The sequence below is a fragment of the Cupriavidus gilardii genome (genome assembly GCF_013314895.1).
GTDB classification, from domain to species: Bacteria; Pseudomonadota; Gammaproteobacteria; order Burkholderiales; family Burkholderiaceae; genus Cupriavidus; species Cupriavidus gilardii_C.
This window is the reverse complement of record NZ_JABTYE010000015.1, coordinates 1-13342: the sequence shown is the minus strand read 5'-3', so window position 1 is coordinate 13342 and position 13342 is coordinate 1. Positions and strand designations below refer to the sequence as shown.

The following is a 13342-nucleotide window of genomic DNA, read 5'->3' as shown; positions in this document are numbered from 1 at the left end:
TCCGGTGAAGCGCGCGTGGCGCGATCCCGCCATTATGCCGATCCCCTTGCGATCGGTCCCTGGCGCGCCGCAGACGCGCCCGTCAAAGCGTGTTGCCGCCAGCGCCGGTTAGACCGCCCGACGCGCGCGCAGGCGACGCATCAGCGAACGCACCAGCCCGTGCAGCAGCCACCCCAGCGCGAGTCCGAGCGCATCGGCCAGGACATCGATGGCGTCCGCGGAACGATAGGGCGTCATCGACTGCAGCCATTCGATCAGTCCGCCATAGACCAGCAATCCGATCGGCACGAGCCACGGCCGCGTCGGATAGGCGCGCCATCCGAGCACGCCCAGCGCGGCGAAGGCCAGCAGATGATTGCTCTTGTCCCAGCCGGTGGTCGGCATCGGCGTCGTGGGCGGCATCAGCGCCAGCGTCAGCACGGTGCACAGGCACAGCCAGAACGCCAGACGCCACTGCGGCGGGCCGATCGTCAGGCTGGGGAACGGGCGGGAAGACATGCGGAAACGGTTCCTGAGACGAAGCGACAGGAACGTAATGTAGCAGCCGGGGCAGGGGCCCGACATCGGCTGTGGGGATGGGTGGCGCAGCGAGGGTCGTCGGCCAGATGGCTGGACGAGAGGGCGCTCCCGGGGGAGTGCGGCGTTCTCTCCGGCGATGGAGAGAGCGGCAGGACAGGGCGACGGGGGTCACGCGGCGGGCGATGCGCCGCGCCCGCGAGACTCCCGGCAATCGAAGATGCTCAGTACATCTTCTTCGGCAGCATCTGCATGCGCAGACGCTTGCGCAGGCGCGATTCGGCGGCCTTCTTCTTGCGCTTGCGCTCGGTGGTCGGCTTCTCGTAGGCCGTACGGCTCTTCAGTTCGACGATCAGGCCATTTTGCAGAATGGCCCGGCGGAATCGCCGCATGGCGACGTCAACCGGTTCGCCCGGCTTCAAAACGATCTTGGTCAAAGCTTGTCCTTCGGGGTGCCGCTGCTGCGGCGGGGGTGGAACGGTGAGCCTCGGCAGCCTCGAGCCTGTGCTCGCTGCCGATACCCGCGGAGCTGGGTGTTGGCAAAACCCCGCAAGCGCGGCGGGGCAGTGGACCGGAAGGGTGGGCGTGCGAGTCACGACGAGGTCGGTCACGCAGGATGCCAGCGCACCAGTGAAAAGGCCCGCCATCTCGGATGGCGGGCCTTTTATTCTTTGGCTCCCCGACCTGGGCTCGAACCAGGGACCTGCGGATTAACAGTCCGTCGCTCTACCGACTGAGCTATCGGGGAACAGCTGAGAAAAGGATTATAGCCAGTTTCTCGTTACTTCGTCAACAACGTTTCGACATTTTGTTGTCGTTGCGTCATCCGCAAACGCTGTGCCGAAGTGTCCGGCCTGCCTGCGCATTCGTTGGGTCGGAAGCCCTGGGGCCGATCCGGTGCCGCGAATGTGCGTTGGCGAGGGGCGCATTATAGACGGCGGCCTAGGCGAATGCCAAGAAAAATTTGCGGGCCGCAACAAAAAACCGCCCGAAGGCGGCTTTTTGCTGGTCGTCGGAGTGCCGGATCGCAAATCGGAAATCGCGAATCGCTTCGGGCTCAGTCGAACACCGGCGATTCGACGCCGAGGATCTTGTGCAGCTTCGGCGAGGTCGTCGTGTACTGCATGTGGATCTTCTTCTCGGGGAAGATGTACGGCGCGGCGCCGAAGGCGGCCAGCGCGGCCTCGTGGAAGCCCGACAGGATCAGCTTCTTCTTGCCCGGATAGGTGTTGATGTCGCCGACCGCGAAGATGCCCGGGATATTGGTCTCGAACTTCTCGGTATCGACCTTGATCTGCTTGCGCTCCAGGTCCAGGCCCCATTCGGCGATCGGGCCGAGCTTGGGCGACAGGCCGAAGAACACCAGCAGGTCGTCCAGCGGCATGCGGCGCGTCACGCCGTCGCCGCCGGTGACCTTGATCTCGGTCAGCGCGCCGTCCTTTTCCTCGTAACCGGTGATCTGGCCGACCATGAACTGCATCTCCATCTGTTCGCACAGTTCCTTCATCTTGGCGACCGAGGCCGGCGCGGCGCGGAAGCCGTCGCGGCGGTGGATCAGCACCACCGACTCGGCCTTGCCGACCAGGTCCAGCGTCCAGTCCAGCGCCGAGTCGCCGCCGCCGACGATCACCAGATTGCGGCCGTGAAAGCGGCTCGGATCCTTGACGCGGTAGAACAGCTGCTTGCCGTCGAACTTGTCCAGGCCCTCGACCTTCAGCGTGCGCGGCTGGAACGAACCGACGCCGGCGGCGATGAAGATGGTCTTGGTCAGGAAGCGGGTGCCGAGCGAGGTCTCGACGAAGAAGCGGCCGTCCTCCTGGCGCTCGACCACCGAGACTTCCTGGCCGAGGTGGAAGGTCGGCTCGAACGGCTCGATCTGCTTGAGCAGGTTGTCCGTCAGCTCCTGGCCGGTGCAGATCGGCACCGCCGGGATGTCATAGATCGGCTTGTCCGGATACAGCTCCACGCACTGGCCGCCGACCACCTTCAGCGAGTCGATCACATGCGCCTTGATCTCGAGCAGGCCGAGTTCGAAGACCTGGAACAGGCCGACCGGACCGGCGCCGACGATCAGCGCGTCGATTTCGAGGGGCTGGCCACCGCCAGCGTTGCCGCCGACCTGATTGGTGGTGTCCGCGACGGGGTTGGGGATGCTCAAGTCCATATGCGTCCTGATACGTTTGGGGGCACGGCGTGCCCGGCATTGCGGGAAAGCGCGTGGGGACGGCTTTCTCTTTGTCGCTATCGGGTTGGTGTTCGCTGGCGGCGTCGGCTCAGCGCTCGAGGTATTGCAGCTTGCCGGTGGCGTCCTTCCATTCCTCGGCCTCGGGCAGCGGGGCCTTGGTCTTGGTGATCGAAGGCCAGTTGCGGGCCAGTTCGGCGTTCAGTTCGATGAACTGCTGCTGGTCGGCCGGCACGTCTTCCTCGGCATAGATCGCGTTGACCGGGCACTCCGCAACGCACACCGCGCAGTCGATGCACTCGTCCGGATCGATCGCGAGGAAGTTGGGGCCCTCGCGGAAACAATCAACCGGGCACACGTCAACGCAGTCGGTATAGCGGCAACGGATGCAGGATTCGGTGACAACGTGAGTCATTTCGGTTCCAGGAAAACGGATCGGCTTCGATGGGAGACTGTTTTTGGCCGCTTGTGCCGGTCGTTGTGCCGGTACAGCTGCCCGTACAACGCACGCACGCGCGGGACGAGCGTCGACCGCGGCCTTTCAAAGATCGGTATTGTAGCCGACCCGTTCGTCCCGCACAGCGGCCCTATATAGCCGAATCAGATAGTTTTCTTATTTCTTTATGCGGGCTTGTTTGGCCTCGGTGCGAGCGTTGGCACCGTAGCGGATTGTTCTTCATCGCGCATTGGCCCCATGCCCGACGAGGTTGCCCGATGGGGTAGCATGTGGGCCTGATTCGGCACACTTGTGCGGGTTACGCCATGATCATCCAATCTCTGCTCGACACCGACCTCTACAAATTCACGATGATGCAGGTGGTTCTGCATCATTTCCCGGCGGCGCAGGTCGAGTACCGCTTCAAATGCCGCAATGCCGGCGTGGACCTGACGCCGTATGCGGACGAGATCCGCGCGCAGATCGAGCTGCTGTGCCAGCTGCGCTTCACCGAAGACGAACTGGAATACCTGCGCGGCTTTCGCTTCATCAAGAGCGATTTCGTCGATTTCCTCGGCCTGTTCCAGCTCAATGCGAAGTACGTGTCGGTCGGCCCGTCGCCGACGCATCCGGGCGAGATCGACATCACGATCCGCGGCCCCTGGCTGCACACCATCCTGTTCGAGGTGCCGCTGCTGGCGATCGTCAACGAGGTCTACTTCCGCCACACGCAGCCGCAGCCCGACTGGGAGGAGGGCCGCCGCCGGCTGGTCGACAAGCTCGCGCTGCTGCGCATGCCGGGCCGCGACGATTGCGTGATCGCCGACTACGGCACGCGCCGCCGCTTCTCGCGCGACTGGCAGGAGGAGGTGCTGGCCTCGATGCAGCAGCTGCTGGGGCCGCAGCTGGCCGGCACCAGCAACGTGCACTTCGCCCGCAAGCACAACCTGACGCCGCTCGGCACGATGGCGCACGAATACCTGCAGGCCTGTCAGTCGCTCGGGCCGCGGCTGCGCGATTCGCAGGTATTTGCGCTGGAAACCTGGGCGCGCGAGTATCGCGGCGACCTCGGCATCGCGCTGTCCGACACGTACGGCTTCGATGCCTTCCTGAACGACTTCGATCTGTACTTCTGCAAGCTGTTCGACGGCGTGCGGCACGACTCGGGCGATCCGGTGGCCTGGGGGGAACGGATGCTCGAGCACTACAGCAGGAACCGTGTCGATCCGCGCAGCAAGACGCTGATCTTCAGCGACAACCTCAATATCCCGCGCGTGATCGAACTGTACGAACGCTTCGGCGGACGCTGCCGGCTGGCGTTCGGGGTCGGCACCAATCTGACCAACGACCTGGGTTACACGCCGCTGCAGATCGTCATCAAGATGGTCCGCTGCAATGGGCAGCCGGTCGCCAAGCTGTCGGACACGCCGGAAAAGACCATGTGCGACGACCCGGCCTATCTCGGTTATCTGCGCCAGGTGTTCGGCGTCGAGCCGGCCTGACCGGAGCGCAGTTTCGGCCAAGCGCACGGGCAGGGGGACTTATAATGCCCGCTGCTCCGGCCTCCCGATTCCGATCGTCCGAACCATGAACACCGATTCCGCTCGCGACCGCATCTTCGCCCGTATCCGTGCCGCCCAGGGGCGGCCGGCGCAACCGACCCGGGGCGAACGCGAGGCGGTGGCCGACTATCTGGCGCGCCATCCGCAAGGTCCGCGCCCCGGCGTGGCCGGCGATCTGGTGGAGGCGTTCAGTGTGCAGGCGCGCAAGATGGCCTCGACGGTCGAGCGGGTCGCGACCATGGCCGACGTGCCGGCGGCGGTGGCGCATTATCTGAGCGGGCTGGCATTGCCTCCGCGCGCGGTCGCCTGGCCTGCGCTGGGCGCGCTGGACTGGCAGGCGCGGGGCATCGCGGTCGAATCGCGGCCGCCGCTGCGCGACCCGCAGGCCGACCGCGAACATGGCGACCTGGTCGGCATCACCGGCTGCTTCTGCGCGATCGCGGAGACCGGTTCGCTGATCCTGCTGTCGGGGCCCGAGACCTTCGCCTCCGGAGCGCTGCTCCCCGAGACCCATATCGCCGTGGTGCCGGTCGGCCGCATCGTCGCCGACCTCGAGGAAGCCTTCGCGCTGGTACGCGCCGAGCGCGGCGAGCTGCCGCGCGCGACCAATATCATCAGCGGCCCGTCCCGCACCGGCGATATCGAACAGACCATCGTGCTCGGCGCGCACGGCCCCTACCGCGTGCACGTGGTGCTGGTCGAACAGGCCTGAGCGAGCCTGTCGTACCGGACGCGGCAACGCACGCCGTCCGGCACACGACACCCCGGCGTTTCCGACCCCGCGCAGCATCCCGTCGCGCCCGCCTTCGCACGGAGGCCGGCATCCCGATTCGAATAACAGGAAACAGGAAAACAGGAGACCGAACACGATGCAGTCTGCCCCCGCGCCCCGTGTATTCAAGCTGCCCCGGCTGGCGCTGCCGGCCATGCTGGCGATGTTCCCCGCGCTGGCCGGCGCCGCCGAACTGGACGGGGCCACGCTCGGGCCGCTGTGGGCCTTGCCCTTTGCCGGCATCCTGCTGTCGATCGCGCTGTTCCCGCTGCTGGCGCCGCGTTTCTGGCATCACCACTTCGGCAAGGTGGCGGCCGCGTGGGGGCTGCTGTTCCTGGTGCCGTTCGCGCTGACGTACGGCGCGCACGCCGCGACCGCCAACGTGGTGCACGCGCTGGTCGCCGAGTACATTCCGTTCATCGTGCTGATCGGCACGCTGTATATCGTCGCCGGTGGCATCTGCGTGCACGGCAATCTGCATGGCACGCCGAAGCTGAACACCGGCATCCTGGCGCTCGGCACTTGCCTGGCCAGCGTGATGGGCACCACCGGCGCGGCGATGCTGCTGATCCGGCCGCTGCTGCGCGCCAATGACAACCGGCGCCATGTGGCCCACGTGGTCGTCTTCTTCATCTTCCTGGTCGCCAATGCCGGCGGTTCGCTGACGCCGCTGGGCGATCCGCCGCTGTTCCTGGGCTTCCTGAAGGGCGTCGAATTCTTCTGGACCACGCGCCATATCTTCCCCGAGACGCTGTTCCTGTGCGTCGCGCTGCTGGTGATCTTCTACTTCATCGATCGGCACTACTTCCGCAATCGCGAAGAGCAACTGCCGCCGCCGCTCGATCCGACCCCCGATTCGCCAGGCATCCGCATCGACGGCAAGGCCAACTTCGTGCTGCTGCTGGCGGTGATGGCGCTGGTGCTGATGAGCGGCCTGTGGAAACCGGGCATCGAATTCGACGTGATGGGCACCGTGGTGCCGCTGCCGGCGCTGGTGCGCGACGTTGCGCTGGTGGCGGTGGCGCTGCTGTCGTTGCTGATCACGCCGCACAGCGCGCGCGCGGGCAACGAGTTCAACTGGGATCCGATTCTGGAGGTCGGCAAGCTGTTCGCCGGCATCTTTCTCACCATCATCCCGGTGATCGCGATGCTGAAGGCAGGCACCGACGGCACCTTCGCCGGCGTGATCCGCGCGGTCAGCGACAGCAACGGCCAGCCGATCGACAGCATGTATTTCTGGGCCACCGGCCTGCTGTCGTCCTTCCTCGACAATGCGCCGACCTACCTGGTGTTCTTCAATACCGCCGGCGGCGACGCGGCCACGCTGATGACGCGCGACGCCACCACGCTGGCGGCGATCTCGGCCGGCGCGGTGTTCATGGGCGCCAACACCTATATCGGCAATGCGCCGAACCTGATGGTCAAGGCGATCGCCGAAGACCGCGGCGTGCGCATGCCGAGCTTCTTCGGTTATATGCTGTGGTCCTGCGGCATTCTGGTGCCGCTGTTCCTGGTGATGACCCTGCTGTTCTTCCGCGTCTGAGGTTCACGATGGCTTCCCAACCGCACTCCCAACCGCAATCGTCTTCCTCGCGTCCGACCGTGCTGGTCACGCGGGCGATCTTCCCCGATGTGCTGGAGCGCCTGTCGCAGTATTTCGAGGTCGACCACAACCAGGCCGACGTGCCGCTGGACGCCGCCGCGCTCAAGGCGCGCCTGGCGGGCAAGGCAGGCGTGCTGGCCAATGCCGCGGACCGCATCGACGCGGAACTGATCGCGGCGCTGCCCGCGCTGCGCGCGGTCTGCAACATGGCGGTGGGCTACAACAATCTGGACCTGGCGGCGCTGACCGCGGCCGGCATCGTCGCCACCAACACGCCGGACGTGCTGACCGAGACTACCGCCGACTTCGGCTGGGCGCTGCTGATGGCGACGGCGCGGCGCGTCACCGAGTCGGAGCACTTCCTGCGCGCCGGCAAATGGGAGCGCTGGTCCTACGACATGTTCCTCGGCATGGACCTGCACGGCACCACGCTCGGCATTCTCGGCATGGGCCGGATCGGCCAGGCGCTGGCGCGGCGCGCCGCCGGTTTCGGCATGACGGTGCTGTATCACAACCGCAGCCAGCTGCCGGCCGAGATCGAGCAGGGGCTCGGCGCGCGCTATGTCAGCAAGGCCGAGCTGCTGCGCGAATCCGATCACCTGATGCTGGTGCTGCCGTACAGCGAGCAGAGCCACCATGCGATCGGGGCGCCCGAACTCGCGCAGATGAAACCGACGGCGACGCTGATCAACCTGGCGCGCGGCGGCATCGTCGACGACGCGGCGCTGGCGCAGGCGCTGCGCGACAAGCGCATCTTCGCCGCGGGGCTGGACGTGTTCGAAGGCGAGCCCAAGGTCCATCCGGCCCTGCTCGAAGTGCCCAACGTCGTGCTGACCCCGCATATCGCCAGCGCCTCCGAAAAGACCCGGCGCGCGATGGCCAATCTTGCGGCCGACAATCTGATCGCCGCGCTCGGCGCCGGTCCCGACGCCGGCCGGCCGCCGTGCGCGCTGAACCCCGAAGTGCTGGCGCGCTAGCGTGACGGCGCCCGCCGCGGTGGCCGCATCCGGCCTTGCCGCGGCGGCGCCCGGCTTCATTACCCGATCCCCGATGTCTTCCTCCTCGCTGATCCTCATCGCGCTGGCCGCGATCCTGCTGCTGGTCCTGCTGACGCTCGTCGTGCTGCTGATGCGCAGGCGCGATGGCGGCAGCGCCGAGCAGCTGCATGCCGAACTGCTGCAACGCCTGTCCGACTGGCGCGAACGCGGCGAGCGCGACAGCGAACGGCTCGAGCGCAGCCTGCGCAGCGAGGTGGCCGAGGCCGCGCGGCTGGGGCGCGACGAGACCAGCGAGCAGATGATGCGGTTCCAGCAGACGCTGTCCGCCCAGATGACGCATATCGCCACGCTGCAGAACAACCAGATCGACATGTTCGCGCAGCAGCTGGCCAAGCTGACCGAATCGAACGAGCGGCGGCTGGGCGAGGTGCGTGCCACGCTGGAGCAGAAGCTCAAGGACATCGAGGCCAACAACGCCGCCAAGCTCGACGAGATGCGCCGCACCGTCGACGAGAAGCTGCACGCGACGCTGGAGCAGCGGCTGGGCGAATCGTTCCGCATGGTGTCGGACCGGCTCGAGCAGGTGCATCGCGGCCTCGGAGAGATGCAGATGCTGGCGCAGGGCGTCGGCGACCTGAAGCGCGTGCTGACCAATGTGAAGACGCGCGGCACCTGGGGCGAAGTCCAGCTGGAGATGCTGCTGCAGCAGATCCTGACGCCGGAGCAATACGCGAGGAACGTCGAGACCGTACCGAACTCCGGCGCGCGGGTCGAATTCGCGATCCGCTTGCCGGGCAAGGAAGTGGGGGTCGGCAACGGCAGCAACGGCGCCGGCAACGGCACGGTGTGGCTGCCGATCGATGCCAAGTTCCCCAAGGAGCAGTACGAACGGCTGACCGATGCGCAGGAACGCGGCGATGTCGAGGGCGTGGCCGCCGCCGGGCGCGAACTCGAGGTGGCGGTCAAGCGCGAGGCCCAGACCATCGCCGAGAAGTACCTGTCGCCGCCGGCCACCACCGACTTCGCGATCCTGTTCCTGCCGACGGAGGGACTCTATGCCGAGGTGCTGCGCCGGCCCGGATTGACCGACCTGCTGCAGCGCAATCACCGTGTCACGGTGGCCGGCCCCACCACGCTGACCGCCGTGCTGAACAGCCTGCAGATGGGCTTTCGCACGCTGGCGCTGGAAAAGCGCTCGAGCGAGGTGTGGGAGGTGCTGGGTGCGGTCAAGACCGAATTCGGCAAGTTCGGCGACGTGCTGGCGCGCACGCGCGACACGCTCGAGCGCGCCGCGCGCAATATCGAGCAGGCCGAGGTGCGCAGCCGCCAGATGGCACGCAAGCTGCGCAAGGTCGAGGCGCTGCCGTCCGAGGCTGCCGAGCAGTTGCTGGGCCTGCCGGAGGAGGACGACGGCGAGGCCGGCCCGAAGGATTCCGGCCCGCCGGCCTGAGCGTTGCCAGCGGCAGCGTCGCGGCAAAAAGGCAATAAAAAAGCGCATCCGTCGGGATGCGCTTTTTTTGTCGGGCGAGGGCCGAACTGCCGGGGCTTATTGCCCCTCGTGCGGCAGATTGCGGATCGTCACCTCGATGCCGCCGAAACGGGCCGCCACCCAGTTGTACGCCTTGCAGGCCAGCCACAGCAGGCCGAAACCGACCAGCGCGTTCAGAATCAGCGCCGTGAACACCGTGATGCCGGGCAGATCGCCATAGCGGACAAAGGCCACGAACAACCCCATCGACACGATCGGCACCGAGAAGCACAGATAGACCAGAACGAGCGCGCGTGCGGTCTTGACGGGGTGGAGGTAAGCGATCTCCTGATTCATGACAGCGTGGCAGTGGGGAAGAGTTGGGGTGCGGCAAGTGTAGCGAATGGGTGGCGTGGCGCATAGCCTCGCCCTGCCGGGGCGGCCAAAAGCGGCCGCCGGCACGGTTTCGGTAAGCAAAAAAACGACAGTGGGGACAGGCAGCGCAGGCGCCGACAGGGGCCGGGAGCGCGGGCGTTACAGCAGGCCCTCGAACAGCATGACCTCGACCGGATCGCCGGCCGCCACGCCGCCCTGCTCGTGTCCCAGCACGATGAAGCAGTTGGCCTCGCTCATCGAGCGCAGCACGCCGGAGCCCTGCTGGCCGGTGATACGCACCTCCCACTGGCCGTCGGCCCCGCGCGCCAGGATGCCGCGCTGGTATTCGGTGCGGCCCGGCTTCTTGCGGATCGCCTGGGCGCTGCGCACGCGCATCAGCGGCGGCGGCGCGATGTCCGCGCCCATCATCCGGTGCAGCGCCGCGCGGACGAAGTGGTAGAAGGTCACCATCACCGCGACCGGATTGCCCGGCAGGCCGAACAGCAGCGCCTGCCGGCCGTTCGAGGCGATGCGCCCGAACGCCATCGGCCGGCCGGGGCGCATCGCGATCTTCCAGAAGGTCACGTCACCGAGCTCGGCCATGATCTGCTTGGTGTAGTCGGCCTCGCCGACCGACACGCCGCCCGAGGTGATCACGGCATCCGCGTTCTCGCAGGCGCTGCGCAGCGCAGCCTCGAGCGCGGCGGGGTCGTCGCGCACCACGCCCATGTCGATCAGCTCGACATGCAGGCGGCGGAGCATGCCGTGCAGCGTGTAGCGGTTCGAATCGTAGACGCAGCCCGCGTCGAGCGGCTCGCCGATCGAACGCAGCTCGTCGCCGGTCGAGAAGAACGCCACGCGCAGGCGCCGCCGTACCTTGACCTCGGCGATGCCGAGCGAGGCCAGCAGGCCGAGGTCGGCCGGCTGCAGCACTCGGCCCCGGTTGAGGGCGGGTTTGCCACGCGCCAGATCCTCGCCGCACAGGCGGCGGTTGTCGCCGGCGCGGACCGCATCGGCAGCAAAGCGCACGGCCTCGCCGGACGCGTCGGATGCCGGTTGCGTAAACTCCTGCGGAATCACGGTATCGCAGCCGGCCGGCATCACCGCGCCGGTCATGATGCGTACCGCTTCGCCGGCCCTCGGCGTCAGCCCGTGGGCCTCGCCGGCCAGCGCGGTGCCGATGACGCGCAGCGTCACCTCGCCGCCGTTTGCGGCCTGCAGCGCGGCGCTGGCAAACGCATAGCCGTCCATGGCGGAGTTGTCGTGCGCCGGCACGTCGATCGGCGACACCACGTCGTCGGCCAGCACGCGATCGAGCGCGGCGCGGATCGCGACCTGCTCGATGCCGCTGACCGGTTCGATCACCTCCGCGATGATCCGGTTTGCCTGCGCCACCGGCAGCGCGCTGGGATCGTAGTCGGACAGGCAGGAGATCACGGATTGCAGGGACGGCATGGCTTGTCGAGGTCGGGTTGGGGGTCGGTTCGGGATGCGGGTTCGGGTCGGACGGTTTGTCTGCCGGTATCGGCCAGCGCGGACGCGGCCGCGGCAGCACCGAAAAAATCAGCGCGCCTCGAAGGTGCGCAGTTCGTCCAGCGTATTGATGTTGGCGAACGGCGCGGCGTCGTCGAACGGCACTTCGGCCAGGCGATGCTGCGAGGCCCACGCCTCGATCTTGCGGCCGCCGCCGTTGAGGAAAGCGACCAGGCTGTCCAGCGCGGTATGCGGCATCAGCAGGAATACCGGCTGGGTCTGGCGCCGGCCCTGTTCGTCGACGGTGACCGGCATCGCCATTTCGGCGCCTTCGGATTCGAGCGCCTGCGCCAGCCGCGCCACCAGATCGGTCGGCAGGAACGGGGAATCGCACGGCGCGGTGACCATCCAGCGCGTCTGGCACTGTTCCAGGCCGGCCAGCATGCCGGCCAGCGGGCCGGCGAAGTCGGGCACCGAGTCGGTGACCACCGGCACGCCGAACGATTCGTAGGCGGCCAGATTGCGGTTGGCGTTGATCAGCAGCGCACCGGTCTGCGGCGCCAGCCGCATCATTGTGTGCATCGCCATCGGTGCGCCGCGCAGCGACTGCAGGCCCTTGTCGGTGCCGCCCATGCGGCTGCCGCGTCCGCCGGCCAGGATCAGGCCGGTAATGTCATCGCGTTCGATCATCGCGGGTGCAGGAGAAAAAGGGGTGAAGCGGTGAAGCGTTGAAGGGAATCGGAGGGGGAGGCGGCGCGCCTAGCCCCCGATATAGGACATCTCGATCTTGCGCGCCGCGCGGGCCGCGCGAACCTGCGCGTCGCCGCGCTGCTCCGAATAGTTGTCGGTGCGCTCGCGCCAGATGCCGGCGATCGCGTTGGCGATCTCGAGGTCGCTGTGCTGGCCGCGCAGCAGCGCGCGCAGATCGTAGCCTTCGGTGGCGAACAGGCACAGATAGAGCCGGCCCTCGGTCGACAGCCGGATGCGGCTGCAATCGCCGCAGAAGGCATGGGTGACGCTGGAAATCACGCCGATCTCGCCGGCGCCGTCGCGATAGCGCCAGCGCTGCGCGGTCTCGCCGCTGTAGTTGGCCGCGATCGGTTCGAGCGGGAATTCGGCATCGATGCGCGCCACCACTTCGTCCGACGGCAGCACCTCGTCCATGCGCCAGTGGTTGCTGGCGCCGACGTCCATGAATTCGATATAGCGGACGATGATGCCGCTGCCGCGGAAATGGCGCGCCATCGGCACGATCTCGGCGTCGTTGGTGCCGCGCTTGACCACCATATTGACCTTCAGCGGCGCCAGCCCGACCGCCTGCGCGGTCTCGATGCCCTTGAGCACGTCCGCCACGGCAAAGTCGACGTCGTTCATGCGGCGGAAGGTGGCGTCGTCGATCGCATCGAGGCTGACCGAGACTCGCGTCAGCCCGGCATCGCGCAGCGCGCGCGCCTTGCGGGCCAGCAGCGAGGCATTGGTGGTCAGTGTCAGGTCCAGCGGCTTGCCGGCCGGCGTTTCGATGCGCGCCAGCATCTCCACCAGCTTCTCGATGTTCTTGCGCAGCAGCGGCTCGCCGCCGGTCAGCCGGATCTTCTCGACGCCATGCGCGACGAACAGGCGCGCGACGCGCTCGATCTCCTCGAAGCTGAGCAGCTCCGAATGCGGCAGGAAGGTGTAGTCCTTGTCGAACACCTCCTTCGGCATGCAGTAGACGCAGCGGAAATTGCAGCGGTCGGTCACCGAGATGCGCAGATCATGCAGCGGCCGTCCGCGGCGGTCGGCCAGCAGGCCGGTCGGCGTTTCCAGTTGCGCGGGGATCGCGGGCTTCATCGAGTGATACCGATGCTCGCGCAGATCGAAGATGGGAATGACGGATTCGGTCATGTCGTGATAGGTCGCCGCCAGCCCGGCGCCGTTCTGCCGCCATTCTAGCCGAGCTTGCGTTGCGGGGCCGGCG

Annotated in this window: 13 protein-coding genes and 1 tRNA gene; 5 read left to right on the top strand and 9 right to left on the bottom strand. The window is 67.1% G+C overall.

Translation table 11 applies throughout. The annotated features are described in order from the left end of the window. Window positions 1–108 precede the first annotated feature (108 nt). The 5 genes from HTY53_RS15570 to fdxA all read right to left on the bottom strand — a co-directional run bounded on the left by HTY53_RS15570 (window position 109) and on the right by fdxA (window position 3113). Complete coding sequence (locus HTY53_RS15570) at window positions 109–498, bottom strand: VanZ family protein (protein ID WP_174107514.1); 390 nt, start codon at window positions 496–498, stop codon at window positions 109–111. A 242-nt stretch (window positions 499–740) separates the two neighbouring features. Next, window positions 741–953, bottom strand: coding sequence for a 30S ribosomal protein S21 (gene rpsU / locus HTY53_RS15565; RefSeq protein ID WP_006578041.1), 213 nt, complete (start codon window positions 951–953; stop codon window positions 741–743). Window positions 954–1188: 235 nt separating this feature from the next. After that, window positions 1189–1264 (bottom strand) — tRNA-Asn (locus HTY53_RS15560). Window positions 1265–1573: 309 nt separating this feature from the next. Next, the gene (locus HTY53_RS15555) at window positions 1574–2680 is read right to left on the bottom strand and encodes an NAD(P)/FAD-dependent oxidoreductase (protein WP_174107513.1); all 1107 of its coding nucleotides are present in this window, start codon (window positions 2678–2680) and stop codon (window positions 1574–1576) included. Window positions 2681–2789: 109 nt separating this feature from the next. Further along, window positions 2790–3113 carry a ferredoxin FdxA gene (gene fdxA / locus HTY53_RS15550; RefSeq protein ID WP_174107512.1) on the bottom strand — a complete coding sequence of 108 codons (324 nt, stop codon included), beginning with the start codon at window positions 3111–3113 and terminating at the stop codon, window positions 2790–2792. Between the two features lie 347 nt (window positions 3114–3460). On the opposite strand from fdxA, the gene pncB reads away from it, so the two are divergent. From pncB to rmuC, 5 genes are all read left to right on the top strand, one after another. Next, complete coding sequence (pncB, locus tag HTY53_RS15545) at window positions 3461–4636, top strand: nicotinate phosphoribosyltransferase (protein ID WP_174107511.1); 1176 nt, start codon at window positions 3461–3463, stop codon at window positions 4634–4636. A gap of 85 nt (window positions 4637–4721) precedes the next feature. Further along, entirely contained in the window at window positions 4722–5408 is a 687-nt protein-coding gene (locus HTY53_RS15540; protein WP_174107510.1) for a LutC/YkgG family protein, read from the top strand. Between the two features lie 157 nt (window positions 5409–5565). Beyond that, entirely contained in the window at window positions 5566–7011 is a 1446-nt protein-coding gene (locus HTY53_RS15535; protein ID WP_174107509.1) for a sodium:proton antiporter, read from the top strand. Between the two features lie 8 nt (window positions 7012–7019). Continuing rightward, entirely contained in the window at window positions 7020–8048 is a 1029-nt protein-coding gene (locus HTY53_RS15530) for a 2-hydroxyacid dehydrogenase (protein WP_174107508.1), read from the top strand. Between the two features lie 73 nt (window positions 8049–8121). Continuing rightward, window positions 8122–9519: a DNA recombination protein RmuC gene (gene rmuC, locus HTY53_RS15525; RefSeq protein WP_174107507.1), complete on the top strand. Its 1398-nt coding sequence runs from the start codon at window positions 8122–8124 to the stop codon at window positions 9517–9519. Window positions 9520–9615: 96 nt separating this feature from the next. Here rmuC and HTY53_RS15520 read toward each other — a convergent pair whose 3' ends face one another. The 4 genes from HTY53_RS15520 to moaA all read right to left on the bottom strand — a co-directional run bounded on the left by HTY53_RS15520 (window position 9616) and on the right by moaA (window position 13269). Then, on the bottom strand, window positions 9616–9894 hold the full coding sequence (locus HTY53_RS15520; RefSeq protein ID WP_174107506.1) for a hypothetical protein: 279 nt from the start codon (window positions 9892–9894) through the stop codon (window positions 9616–9618). Window positions 9895–10071: 177 nt separating this feature from the next. Further along, window positions 10072–11367 (bottom strand): molybdopterin molybdotransferase MoeA, encoded by a 1296-nt coding sequence (moeA, locus tag HTY53_RS15515; protein ID WP_174107505.1) that lies wholly within the window; start codon window positions 11365–11367, stop codon window positions 10072–10074. A gap of 108 nt (window positions 11368–11475) precedes the next feature. After that, window positions 11476–12075: a molybdenum cofactor guanylyltransferase MobA gene (gene mobA / locus HTY53_RS15510; RefSeq protein WP_174107504.1), complete on the bottom strand. Its 600-nt coding sequence runs from the start codon at window positions 12073–12075 to the stop codon at window positions 11476–11478. Between the two features lie 69 nt (window positions 12076–12144). Next, window positions 12145–13269, bottom strand: a complete 1125-nt coding sequence (moaA, locus tag HTY53_RS15505; RefSeq protein ID WP_174107503.1) for a GTP 3',8-cyclase MoaA — start codon at window positions 13267–13269, stop codon at window positions 12145–12147. Window positions 13270–13342 lie beyond the last annotated feature (73 nt).

Bases quoted from the DNA above. Each gene is read 5' to 3' on its own strand.
- HTY53_RS15570 (WP_174107514.1), bottom strand. From the start codon at position 498: ATGTCTTCCCGCCCGTTCCCCAGCCTGACGATCGGCCCGCCGCAGTGG.
- HTY53_RS15555 (WP_174107513.1), bottom strand. From the start codon at position 2,680: ATGGACTTGAGCATCCCCAACCCCGTCGCGGACACCACCAATCAGGTC.
- fdxA (WP_174107512.1), bottom strand. From the start codon at position 3,113: ATGACTCACGTTGTCACCGAATCCTGCATCCGTTGCCGCTATACCGAC.
- pncB (WP_174107511.1), top strand. From the start codon at position 3,461: ATGATCATCCAATCTCTGCTCGACACCGACCTCTACAAATTCACGATG.
- HTY53_RS15540 (WP_174107510.1), top strand. From the start codon at position 4,722: ATGAACACCGATTCCGCTCGCGACCGCATCTTCGCCCGTATCCGTGCC.
- HTY53_RS15535 (WP_174107509.1), top strand. From the start codon at position 5,566: ATGCAGTCTGCCCCCGCGCCCCGTGTATTCAAGCTGCCCCGGCTGGCG.
- HTY53_RS15530 (WP_174107508.1), top strand. From the start codon at position 7,020: ATGGCTTCCCAACCGCACTCCCAACCGCAATCGTCTTCCTCGCGTCCG.
- rmuC (WP_174107507.1), top strand. From the start codon at position 8,122: ATGTCTTCCTCCTCGCTGATCCTCATCGCGCTGGCCGCGATCCTGCTG.
- HTY53_RS15520 (WP_174107506.1), bottom strand. From the start codon at position 9,894: ATGAATCAGGAGATCGCTTACCTCCACCCCGTCAAGACCGCACGCGCG.
- moeA (WP_174107505.1), bottom strand. From the start codon at position 11,367: ATGCCGTCCCTGCAATCCGTGATCTCCTGCCTGTCCGACTACGATCCC.
- mobA (WP_174107504.1), bottom strand. From the start codon at position 12,075: ATGATCGAACGCGATGACATTACCGGCCTGATCCTGGCCGGCGGACGC.
- moaA (WP_174107503.1), bottom strand. From the start codon at position 13,269: ATGACCGAATCCGTCATTCCCATCTTCGATCTGCGCGAGCATCGGTAT.